Raw genomic sequence first — 11,172 nt, 5'->3', positions numbered from 1 at the left:
CTACCAGAACTCTGTTTGCTTTGAATTATCGGATTTTGTGTTTTGTATATGAAAAAACTAGTGTTGATATTAATAAATGTGATTATGAAAAAAATCTTTTCAATTCTTTGCGCCATTTTGTTGTGTACTCAACTGGTGGTAGCGCAGGGTAAGCTGGTGAAGGGTGTCGTTACATCCTCGGAAGACGGTTTACCGATGATTGGTGTTGCGATCATGGATAAACAAACCATGAACGGAGTGACAACGAACGAGAATGGAGAGTTCTCTATTGAAGTGACTGCCCGCACCAAAGTTCTTCATGTCTCTTATCTGGGATACAAAACCAAAGAAGTTCCTGTTGTTGGAAACAACCTGTCGATTCAGATGGAACCGGATGTGGTAGCCATCGATGAGGTTATGGTAGTTGCTTATGGTACCGGAAAGAAATCGACTTTTACGGGCTCGGCAACAGTGGTTAAGAAAGAATCTTTGGAAAAGATACAAACATCGAATGTTACACAGGCATTACAAGGTCAGAGTAGCGGTGTTCAGGTTATAAACAGTTCCGGAGAACCCGGAGAAGATGCCAAGATTTCAATACGTGGTATCGGTTCGATCAATGCATCCAGTTCTCCTTTGTATGTAGTGGACGGTATAGCCTATGATGGATATATTAATGCGATCAACCCTTCCGATATTGAGTCGATGACAGTATTGAAAGATGCTTCTGCAACAGCATTGTATGGCTCCCGTGCTGCCAATGGTGTTATTATGATCACCACCCGTAAAGGGAATTCCGAAAAAGGACAGATCAATTTTAAATCGACATGGGGATTTGCAAGCTTGGCTGTCGGTTTGCCTGACAGACTGAGCCCGCAGGAATTTACTCAATTAACTTGGGCTGCATTGAAGAATGGTTATATGGACGACAAAGGTGTTTCTGCTGAAGAAGCTGCCCAATATGCGACAAACAGTCTGGCAACAGAGTTGAAGATTAATCCGTTCTCTATCAATCAGCCTGTGGGTTTGAATGGTTTGATGGATCCGAATGCCAAATTGTTATTCTCCGGTGATTGGGATGGTGAATTGATGAAATCACGTTTACGTCAGGAATATAATATTGATTTCAGTGGAAAATCGAAGAAAGCGGACTATTTTATTTCAGCCGGCTATGTAAATGACAAAGGTATATTTACTACACAGAAATTTGAACGTTATTCTACCCGTGGCAATGTCAATTATACAGTGAATAAATGGTTACAAGTAGGTACAAATATTGGTTTGTCTCACAGCCGCAGTGAAGGTTGGGCTAGTGGAAATACAACCTGGTTCCTTCGTACTATCCCTTCTACTTACCCTGTTTATGAATGGGATTATGATAAGGGAGCTTATAAAGTAGATGGTAATGGAAACCGTATCTATGATTATGGCGATAATCGTCAAAGCTGGATTGCCTGGAATCCATTGGCTGATGCTGTTTACAATCCTTCGCCGACTATGCATGATAACGTTTCTAACCGTACTTATGCCGAGATTACTTTCTGCCCGGAACTTAAATTCCGTACGAATGTTAGTTTTGATTATTTCTTGTATTCTTATGATGGATATACCAATAGTGAACATGGCTTTGGTGCCGGTTTCGGAGGGGAGGCTTATAAGGAATCTAATCGTGGTTTCTCTTATACGATCAATAATTTGCTGACTTTTAATAAGTCGTTTGGCGATCATACTTTGAGCGTACTTGTCGGACAGGAGGCTTATGCATACGAATATAAAAAATTGCAGGCAGCTAAACGCGGTTTCCCATTTAATGGTCTGACAGAGATCGGAGCAGCTTCGACGATGTACAGCATGGATTCATATAAGGATAAATATCGTTTATTAAGCTGGTTGAGTCGTGTTGAATATGATTACAATGATCGTTATTATATCTCAGGAAGTTTCCGTACGGATGGTTCTTCCCGTTTCCATCCAGACTCACGCTGGGGTAAATTCTGGTCGGTAGGCGCATCCTGGAGAATCTCGAATGAAGATTTTATGAAAGAATATACCTGGATCGACAATTTGAAGTTGAAAGCTAGTTACGGTGCTGTTGGTAATGACGGACTTTCAGATTATTATGCTTACCAGGGGCTTTATGCTACAGGAAATAACGATTATAACAACGCAGGTGTAAAGATCAGCCGCCTACCGAACAAAAACCTGAAATGGGAAAGTAATATGCAGTTCAATGTCGGTTTGGATTTCGCGTTATTCAACAAACTGACCGGTGGTATCGAATGGTTTAGCCGTAAGTCGAAAGATCTGCTGTTCCCGATGCCTATGGCTCCTTCTACCGGTTTCTCAAGTATCAACCGGAATGTCGGAGATGTTAAGAATGCCGGTATCGAGTTTCAGTTAAGCTATGCTGCTATCACGAATAAGAATTTCAAATGGACGATCGATTTGAATGGAACTTCTTATAATAACACAATCACCAAGTTGCCGCAGGAAGAAATGAATTCCGGTTATTTCAAATGGCGTGAAGGTGAATCCCGTTATAATTTCTGGGGGCCGGAGTATGCCGGTGTAAATCCGGAGACTGGTAACGATCAGTTCTGGAAAAATGTATACGAAACGAAAGATGGAAAGAAAGTGTTGGTAGACCGTGTATTGACTGAAGATTTCAACGAGTTGACCAGCGATGACCAGAAAAAATATCTGGGTGATGCTATTCCTGCCTTGTTCGGCGGTTTCACAAATAACTTCTCCTATAAAGGCATTGATCTTTCGTTTATGATTTATTATAGCATCGGTGGTAAATTGTATGACGGAGATTATTCACAAATGATGGCTTACCGTACCGGCTATAGTATGCATCCGGATATGTTGAAGGCCTGGACACCGGAGAATAAGAATTCCGAATTTCCCCGAATTTCTACTGCTTATGCGAATTCAATGGGATCTTATTCTTCTAAATTCTTGTATGATAACTCTTTTGCCCGTTTGAGAAATATAACATTGGGTTACACGTTACCTAAGTCTTTGTTGAGTAAGTTTACAATCAACTCATTACGTCTTTTTGTACAGGGTGATAATCTGCTCACAGTAGGTAGCGCCGCACGTAGAGGAACAGATCCGGAGCAGGATATTTCCGGTACAACCGAAAACCGTTTTCCGACAACGAAGTCTATCTCATTTGGTTTGCAGTTGAATTTGTAAGGATATAAAAAATAAAATGATATGAAATCAATAAAATATATAGTATCAGTGTTAGGTGCAGGTATGCTTGCATTAAGCACATTATCGTGCAGCGATTTTCTGGACACAAACCCGTCAACATCTGTGGCCGATAGCGAAGTATTCGTAACGGTGGCAGGTGCCCAGGCTGCATTGAATGGTTGTTATTATCACATGAGAGCTTATAATAGCGGAGGTGCCGATCGTTGGGATGATTGTGGTATCCCTTCTATGCAAATGGTTTCCGATGTGAGTGGAGAAGATATGATTGTTTGGGGCGGATGGTATGGCTATACTTATAATTATTGGGGTGAAACCCGTGGTGATATTTTCCGGAGTGGCGCATTATGGCGTTTTCACTATACGCTAATTAATAACACAAACGGAATTCTTGCCAATATCGATAATTGTGAAGGATCGGATATTGATAAACAATATGTGAAAGGACAGGCATTGGCTATCCGCGGATGGGCTTATTTTAGTTTAGCTCGTTTGTTTCAGCAGACTTATATTATTGCTCAGGACATGCCGGGTATGCCTATTTATACGGAGCCGACAACCGAGTCTACTGAAGGTAAACCTCGCGGGACATTGAAAGATACTTATACCCAGATCCTCTCAGACCTGACTGCGGCAGAACAGATGCTGGATGGTTTCGATCGTGGTAACCGAATCAATAACTTCGACCAGTCGGTGGTGCAGGGTGTTTTATCTGAAGTATACCAGGTAATGAATGATTGGCCAAAGGCGGAAGAATATGCGAAAAAAGTACTGGCTTTATATCCATTGACTACTGCGGAACAATTTAAAGCCGGCTTTAACGACGAAACGACTCCTTCCTGGATCTGGGGAATGAAACAGACAGAAGAGCAGAATATGAGTGATTATTCTCCGTTTGCGATGTGGGCGAATGATACGCGTAAATGCTTTACTTTCCGTTGTTTCTTCCTGAGTGATAATTTTGTCGCTATGTTCGATGAGGAGGATATTCGTGCCAGTCAGTTTGAATATTGGTGGGATCAGATTTATGCTTCCTTTAAATTCAGAGATAATGAAGAATGTCGTGGTTCTATCGTTTTTATGCGTGCAGAAGAAATGTTGTTGAATGCGGCGGAGGCTTTAGCCCGCCAGAACAAAGATAAAGAAGCACAGGAGTTATTGTGGCAGCTTCAGGATCTGCGTAGTGCCAAACACACAACAGCTACCGGTAATGATTTGGTTGAAGCAATTCTGATAGAAAGGCGTAAGGAACTGTATGGAGAAGGTTTTGCTCTGTATGATATTAACCGGAATCAGAAACCGTTGCTTCGCGAAGGCAATCATGTTACTTACGGAGGAGCAAAAAGTTTCCCTGCCCGTTCATGGCGTCTAATCTATCAGATTCCGAGTACGGAACTTAAGAATAATAAGTCGATGGTGGATGATATCTGGCCGGCCGGTGATCAGAATCCGTATGATGGAGTGTATGAGCCTTAATATTAATTACCAGTATGATAGTTTATCAGGTCCGGGCAAATTGTCCGGACCTGATTGTTTCCGTATAAATTTTATCCGTTACGCTTTTGATAAATAAAGATAAAAGCGTATTTTGCACGTTTAAATAATCAATGTGTTTTTAATAAAGTAAATTGACGTATGAAATATTTGTTTCGTTGTGTGTTATGTCTGTTGGCAGTTCTCAGTCTTTCTGTGTATGGTAAAGGTAAATATACGAATCCGCTGCCGGTGAAGTTCGGTGACCCGTATGTGTTGCTGGCTTCAGACGGTCGTTATTATATGTATGGTACGGGTGCCGGAGCTGTGGATGGTTTTTGTGCTTATTCTTCAGATGATCTGATAGACTGGAAGCCGGAAGGACAGGTCTATCGGGGAAATGTTCCCGGATCGTGGGCTGTTGCCAACTTCTGGGCTCCTGAAGTATATGAGCGGAACGGTAAGTATTATATGTTTTTCAGTGCAGACTGGAAAGAGAATCCCACGAATGAGTTGGAAAATTTCCGTATAGGTGTTGCTGTGGCCGATAAACTGACCGGGCCTTTTAAAGAGATGAGCGACCGCCCTCTTTTCGATCCCGGCTATCCGGTTATCGACGGTAACCTGCTGCAAGATTCCGACGGACGGTTTTATCTGTATTATTCCCGTTGCTGCTATAAGCATCCGGTAGAGAGCGAAGTGGCTACCTGGGCACGTGAAAAAGGTATGTTTAAAGAGATAGAAGAAAGTTGGATTTATGGAGTCGAGCTGAAACCAGACCTGAGCGGAATTATTGGTGAACCTGTTTTGATACTGCGTCCGCCTGTAACGAATGATGATCCGCAGGCAGAGTGGGAGAGCCGTTCCGTTACTTCCGGTGAGGTGAATCGCCGATGGACGGAAGGTTCCTATATATTCAAGAAAGGTGCTCTTTTCTATATGATGTATTCGGCGAATTATTTCGGAGGTAAGAACTATGCCGTCGGTTATGCTACTTCCAGATCCCCGCTTGGCCCGTTTGTCAAATCAGCGAATAACCCGGTATTGCAGAAGAATGTGGAAAAAGGAGGAATAGTAACCGGAACCGGTCATAACAGCGTGACTTATTCAAAAGACGGGAAACAGATGTATTGTGTCTATCACGGTCGTACAAAGGCTACTGGTGAAGAACGGGTCGTTTTTATCGATAAGATGGGCGTTGACAAAGACGGACATTTGTATGTGGAGGGACCCACCACCACTTTGCAGCAAATGCGTTGAAAGTTTACACTTTGGGTATCAGAAAAGATTTCCTACCTTTGTGGACTGTATTTACAGAAAGAAAAACGGATTGAAAACGAAAAAGTACGATAAGAGATGGCAAAGATATTAGTGATACGACTCGCGGCGATTGCCGATGTGGCGATGACACTTCCGGTCATCTATTCGGCTGCTAAAGCCAATCCGAAGGATTCGTTTACGGTGTTGACGCAGGCATTTATGATGCCGGTTTTCATGAATCGTCCTTCCAATGTGGAAGTGATAGGTATTAGTACTAAAGGTGCTGAGAAAACGTTGATCGGTCTGTTACGGTTTACTTCCGCTTTGGTGAAGTTTGATTTTGATATCGTTCTGGATTTACAGAATGTGATTCGTACTATGATTATTCGTACTTCCTTTTGGATGAAAGGTAAACCGGTCTATGTGCTGGACAAGATACGGAAAAGATACCCTCCGCTTATGCGTAGGGAAAACAAAAAACTGGAACCTCTGCCTTCCGTGCTCGAACGTTATGCCGATGTATTCCGTGCTGCCGGGCTGGCTTATACCGAATCTTTCACCTCTTTATACGAATCACATCCGGCCAACTTGTCAAAAATGGAGGCTATTGCCGGGGTTAAGACTGGTAAGTGGCTGGGAGTCGCCCCTTTTGCCCGTTATCGGGGTAAAGTTTATCCGATCGATGAAATGGAGCAGGTTGTTGCTACACTATCTAAAAGGGAAGATCTGACATTGTTCTTGTTTGGGGCGAGGGGATATGAAGAAGCTGTACTGGAAGATTGGGCTTATCGTTATCCCCGTGTAAAAAATGTAGTAGGTAAATATACGCTTGACAATGAATTAGCGTTAATAAGTCAGTTGGACTTGCTGCTTAGTATGGATTCCGCCAATATGCATTTTGCTTCACTGGTTGGAACACGGGTGTTATCCGTATGGGGAGCTACGCATATCTATACCGGATTTTATGGCTATCGCCAACGACCGGATGATGTGATCCAATTGTCCATGCCTTGCCGTCCTTGTTCGAAGTTTGGGCAAAAAGAATGTCCTCGGGGAGACTGGGGATGTCTTACGCAATTGCCTTCGGAACTTATTGTCTCAAGGGTATTGGCTGCGCTGGAAGAGAATTAGCTGACGGACAACAACCATATTTCAAGTATTGAAAATAAAGAAAGAAAAGATGAAGCAATTACATATCATTACCCCGGTAAAAGATTCGATAGAGTTGGCATTGCAAACGATCGAGTCGATACTGGCGTCCGATTTCACAGTGCCTTACCATTATTATGTTTATAATGATTTCAGTACCGAGGAGAATACAATGCGGTTGCATGAGGCTTCGGAGCGATTGGGCTTTGAACTGGTCAATCTTTCGGATCTGACAGATCATCCTTCACCGAACTATTTGCTGACCCTTCAGACAGCGCAGCAAAAAGCGATTGATGCTAATGCCGGGTTGTTGATAGTGGAATCTGATGTGATCGTAAAAAAGCATACGCTGCAAGCCCTGTTTGACGGAGCTTCGACTCGTCCGGATTGTGGTATTGCCGCAGCCGTGACGGTGGATGAGCAGGAAAATATCAATTATCCTTATTTGTATGCAAAAGGAAAGGAGGGCCAGGTCTTTCCGGAGAAAAAGCATTTGAGCTTTTGTTGCTCCCTGCTTACCTTCTCTTTTCTGAAGGCTTTTGATTTCCATTTGCTGAATCCGGAGAAAAATTGGCATGATGTCACTATTTCGCACCGTTCGCAGGAAAAAGGATTTACAAACTACCTGTTCACATCCCTGACTGTGTGGCATCGTCCGCATGGCAGTCGGCCCTGGAAACAGCTTAAATATACAAATCCTCTAAAATATTACTGGCTGAAGTTTACGAAAGGGCTGGATAAAATCTGATTTGCTTATGGAACATTCGCCGTTGGTTTCGGTCATCGTACCTGTCTATAACATGGAACAATATCTGGGAGAGACACTCGACTCGGTGTTGGCTTCCGATTATCCTTCTTTTGAAGTTATTGTCATGGACGATGGTTCTAAAGATGGCTCTTTGCGAATAGCGGAAGAATATGCTCGGAAAGATTCCCGGGTAAAAGCTTTTACGCAACCGAATGGCGGAGCCTGTGCTGCCCGTAATCATGCGATTTCGCTGGCGGAAGGTGAATTGATCTTACCCGTCGACGCCGATAACACTATTGAACCCGATTTTATCCGTAAAGCCGTAGAGGTAATCATGACAGATGAAGATATTAAAGTCGTTTGCCCGCGTTCGGACTTTTTTGGCGATCGTTCGGGAGAATGGCTTTTGCCCTCTTTCTCTTTAAAGTTGCTGGCACGGAAGAATATAATGGATACCTGTGCCTTATATCGTAAATCGGATTGGGAACGGGTAAAAGGCTATTGTGAGGAGATTGTCGCACGTGAAGATTGGGAATTCTGGATTTCTGTATTGAAGGATGGAGGGAAAGTAGTAAAGCTTCCTGATATATCTCTGCATTACCGGATTAGAAACAGCTCGAAGCGTGTAACGGACCGTTTACTGAAAAAGCATGTAATTGATGTGCTGAACAAGCGTCATCCTGAATTTTTCGAACGGGAGTTGGGCGGCCCTCTCCGGTACAGAAGAACCTGGTCGAAGCTGATCAATAGAATATACCGGATTTTCCATCCTCGTGTTTCATTTGTAAATGAAGCATATAGCAGTTTCTCTTATTTTGTAAAGACTCTCCCTGTCCATTTTAGGAATGGGGATGGCGAAGTTATTTATAAAGGGCGTAATGAACTGCGCGAATTTAATTATAAAGGACAGGATCTGGTAATAAAATCCTTCCGTAAACCGAATCTTGTCAATCAGATCGTTTACGGCTTGTTCCGTTCTTCCAAGGCACAGCGTTCGTATGAATATGCAGAGATGTTGTTGAAGTCGGGTATCGGCTCTCCGCAACCGGTGGGTTATTATACGGAGCGTACAGGTTTATTGTTTGAACGCAGTTATTATGTCAGCCTGAAGTCGGAATGTCCTTATACCTATTATGATCTGGTAAAAAATAATTTCTCCAACCAGGAACAGATACTTCGTGCAATTGCCCGTACAACGGCTGCTATGCATGAACATGGCTATTTACATAAGGATTATTCACGGGGTAACATCTTGTTTAATGATACGGAACAGGAAATAAAGGTCGAAATTATCGATTTGAACCGGATCCGCTTCAAAGAGATCGGGATGGATGAAGGCTGTAAGAATTTTGAGCGTTTGCCCGGTACGCCTGAAATGTTTGCCGTTCTGGCGGATGAATATGCAAAAGCAAGAGGCTTTGATGCGGATGAATGTTTCAGGTTGATTATGAAATATACGTTGGCGCAACAATAAGGTTTTAGTATTGTTCTGTCGGCACAGATAAAGTGTTTACCTATAATTAGAATTGAATATGGATTATCTTTTTCTTATAAAAAAGATCGTTCTTGCAGTTGTTGAGGGTGGTGTGCGGACAAATAAACGGAAATCCACGCCCAGGTTGATCATGACGTTGCTGGTTAAGAATGAAGAGGATATGCTGGAGGAAAATTTGATTTTCCATAAAGCAATGGGTGTGGATGAGTTTATCATTACAGATAATAACTCATCGGATCGTACGCCAGAAATTATCCGGAAATATAAAGAGAAAGGGTGGATAGTAGAAGCCATTGAAGAGAAAGCGACGGATTATCAACAGAAAAAATGGGTAGATCGCATGATCTGGAAGGCAAAATCGGTGCATAAAGCAGATTGGGTTATTAATGCGGATGCCGATGAGATATGGTATGCTCCGTTCGGTGATCTGAAGACTGAACTTGTTTCGAGCCAGGCAAATGTCCTGACCTGTGAGATGAAGTGCGTTTATCCCGAAGAGGGTAAGCCTTTCTGGCAATGGGGGCAGACTGTCGAAGTTGTAAACGATTTGGAGCGATATAACCTTTCCCGTTATTCTCTTTTTGCCCGTCAGAATAAGAAAGTGATTCATCGTACAGCCGGTTATATACAGATATCGATGGGTAATCACAAGGTGACTATGTTCCCGAAAAAGGTGGCAAAGAGTAATATTCGTATCTATCATTATAACATTCGGGGTAAAAAACCGTTTTTAGAAAAGATGATCAACGGTGGCAAACAGTTGGAACAAAACCCTAAAAAGCATGGAGGACGTCACTGGCGTTACTTCTATCAGCTTTATAAAGAGGGTTTGCTGGAAGCCGAATATGATAAAGTGATAGGAGCGACATCGTTCGATCAGCTTAAACAAGATGGATTTATCCGAACGGATACAACCATACCGGAATGGTTTGGGCGATTGGATGAAAAAACGATAAAATGAAACATGCATATTTGGTTATAGCACATGGAGAGTATCTCGTATTAGAAGCTCTTTTGTCGATGCTGGATGATGAAAGAAACGATGTTTTTCTGCATGTGGATAAGCGTGCATACGAGTTATCCCGCCAAGTGGGTCTCTTTCGGATGAGAAAAGCCGGTTTTTATCTTTTGGAGAAACCTATGAAAGTGCATTGGGGAGATATCAGCCAGGTTAAAGTTGAGTACCTGTTATTTGAGACGGCTTTGTCGAATGGGCCGTATGCTTATTATCATTTGTTGTCGGGAGTAGATTTGCCTATACAACGTCAGGATTATATTCATACGTTTTTCCGGGAGAATGCCGGAAAAGAATTTGTGGGCTTTTGGCAGAGCTCTTTTCATCAAAAAGATATGGATCGTAAGGTGTCCCGGTATCATCTGTTCACACGGCGTTTTAAGGGTGGAAATATTTTTTTGCACTCTGCTTCGTCTATTAGTCGTAATATCGTATTATGTTTGCAGAAAGTTTCCAAATATCGCAGGTATCATGAACTGGAATTCAGGAAAGGGGCGAACTGGGTCAGTGTCACACATGAGTTTGTAGAGTATCTTATGACAAAGAAGGATTTTGTCTTGAAACGCTTCCGGTATACGCTTTGTCCGGATGAGATATTTCTGCAAACGATTTTGTGGAATTCGCCATTCCGCTTCAATTTATATTCGAAGGAAGAGACGGATGACAGTTCTATGAGGAAAATAGACTGGGAGCGCGGAAGACCTTACGTGTGGCAGAATACGGATTATGAAGAACTGGTCGGTTCGGATATGCTTTTTGCACGCAAATTCAGTTCTGCGAACCGGAAATTAATTGATAAAATACAGAAGCACTATAGCGAATAAAATAGAAATC

At 42.5% G+C, this 11,172-nt stretch carries 8 protein-coding genes; all 8 read left to right on the top strand.

What is annotated here, in order from left to right:
- Window positions 1–84 precede the first annotated feature (84 nt).
- The 8 genes from HMPREF1536_RS08025 to HMPREF1536_RS07990 all read left to right on the top strand — a co-directional run bounded on the left by HMPREF1536_RS08025 (window position 85) and on the right by HMPREF1536_RS07990 (window position 11,162).
- Window positions 85–3,180 (top strand): SusC/RagA family TonB-linked outer membrane protein, encoded by a 3,096-nt coding sequence (locus HMPREF1536_RS08025; RefSeq protein WP_028726522.1) that lies wholly within the window; start codon window positions 85–87, stop codon window positions 3,178–3,180.
- A 21-nt stretch (window positions 3,181–3,201) separates the two neighbouring features.
- Entirely contained in the window at window positions 3,202–4,674 is a 1,473-nt protein-coding gene (locus HMPREF1536_RS08020) for a RagB/SusD family nutrient uptake outer membrane protein (RefSeq protein WP_028726521.1), read from the top strand.
- A 159-nt stretch (window positions 4,675–4,833) separates the two neighbouring features.
- A complete protein-coding gene (locus HMPREF1536_RS08015) occupies window positions 4,834–5,931 on the top strand; it encodes a glycoside hydrolase family 43 protein (protein ID WP_028726520.1) in 1,098 nt (365 codons plus the stop codon).
- Window positions 5,932–6,027: 96 nt separating this feature from the next.
- Complete coding sequence (locus tag HMPREF1536_RS08010) at window positions 6,028–7,062, top strand: glycosyltransferase family 9 protein (protein ID WP_028726519.1); 1,035 nt, start codon at window positions 6,028–6,030, stop codon at window positions 7,060–7,062.
- 49 nt (window positions 7,063–7,111) lie between these two features.
- Window positions 7,112–7,828: a glycosyltransferase family A protein gene (locus HMPREF1536_RS08005; protein WP_028726518.1), complete on the top strand. Its 717-nt coding sequence runs from the start codon at window positions 7,112–7,114 to the stop codon at window positions 7,826–7,828.
- Between the two features lie 7 nt (window positions 7,829–7,835).
- Entirely contained in the window at window positions 7,836–9,302 is a 1,467-nt protein-coding gene (locus HMPREF1536_RS27045) for a glycosyltransferase family 2 protein (protein WP_028726517.1), read from the top strand.
- A gap of 151 nt (window positions 9,303–9,453) precedes the next feature.
- Window positions 9,454–10,284, top strand: coding sequence for a glycosyltransferase family 2 protein (locus tag HMPREF1536_RS07995; RefSeq protein ID WP_044191446.1), 831 nt, complete (start codon window positions 9,454–9,456; stop codon window positions 10,282–10,284).
- On the top strand, window positions 10,281–11,162 hold the full coding sequence (locus tag HMPREF1536_RS07990; RefSeq protein WP_028726515.1) for a beta-1,6-N-acetylglucosaminyltransferase: 882 nt from the start codon (window positions 10,281–10,283) through the stop codon (window positions 11,160–11,162). Before HMPREF1536_RS07995 ends, HMPREF1536_RS07990 begins: the two co-directional genes overlap by 4 nt.
- Window positions 11,163–11,172: the final 10 nt, after the last annotated feature.

Source organism: Parabacteroides gordonii MS-1 = DSM 23371 (genome assembly GCF_000969825.1).
Taxonomy (GTDB): domain Bacteria; phylum Bacteroidota; class Bacteroidia; order Bacteroidales; family Tannerellaceae; genus Parabacteroides; species Parabacteroides gordonii.
Note: the sequence above shows the minus strand (reverse complement) of the source record. Positions and strands in the feature narration are given on the sequence as shown.